Below are 1,043 nucleotides of genomic sequence, written 5' to 3' on the forward strand. Positions count from 1 at the left end.
GCCGGCCGCCATCTCAGCATCCGTGCCACCGAAGGCAACATCGAAGCCAAAGGCGCACAAATCTCCGCCGAAGGCGATGCCCTGCTGTATGCCCGCGACGACATCCGACTGCTGGCCGCGGCCGACAGCCGCCGGCAAACCGGCAGCAGCAAGCGCAGCGGTTTCTCCATCGACAACCGCGACCATATCACCCCCTTCGGCACCTTTAACGATCAGGGGCAGGCTGCGGGCGAGATCGGCAGCATCAGCGGCAGCACCCTGTCCGTGGGCGGTAAAACCCGTCTGCTTGCCGAAAAAGGCAATATCGCCGTCAGCGGCAGCAGTCTGGTCTCCCAAGACGACCTGCTGCTTAAAGCCGGCGGCGACATCGACATCCGTGCTGCCGAACACCGCCAAAGCCAGAGCGAGCGCCAAGTTTCTTCCGGCATCGGCAGTGCCGTTATTTCCGACACCGAGCACTTTAGCGGCTGGATGAAAAACCGCCGCGAGAACGAGGGCGAAGAAACCCGGCAGGCCGCCAGCCAAATCGGCAGCCTGAAAGGCAGCGTACGGATAGATGCCGGCGGTGCCTACCGCCAAACCGGCAGTGATGTTGCCGCCGCCCGCGACATCGACATTGCCGCCCAAAGCGTTGATATCCGCACCGCCGACAACCACGGCCGCAGCCGCCAGAGCGAGCGCGACCTTAAAATCGGCACCTTCGCCAAAATCTCCTCACCGCTGATCGATCTGGTCAACGCTGCCGAAGGTGCTGCCAAAAGCAAAGCCGACGACCGCACCCGCGCCCTGCAGGGTCTAGCCGCCGGCGCCCAAGCCTACCAACTGGCCGATAGCGTCGGCAAAGTGGCCGACGCCGTCAAAAACCAAACCGGACAGCAGGGCGCCGTCCTCTTGTCCGTTGAAGCCGGTTTCGGCTTTAAAACCGCCGGCAAGGAACAAAACCAAAACTACCGCCAAAGCCAACAAAGCAGCCTGAAAGCTGGCGGAGACATCAATATCCGCAGCCGCGAGGGCGACATTACCGTCCAAGGCAGCAACATTAC

The 1,043-nt window shown here is 62.3% G+C and carries 1 protein-coding gene; it reads left to right on the plus strand.

Annotation, left to right across the window (positions count from 1 at the left end; translation table 11 throughout):
• On the plus strand, positions 1-1,043 hold a 1,043-nt coding region (locus tag ACTHSN_RS10745; protein WP_440365317.1), incomplete at both ends, for a hemagglutinin repeat-containing protein.

It is taken from the genome of Neisseria sp. P0009.S010, from assembly GCF_051958545.1.
Classification (GTDB): Bacteria; Pseudomonadota; Gammaproteobacteria; order Burkholderiales; family Neisseriaceae; genus Neisseria; species Neisseria subflava_A.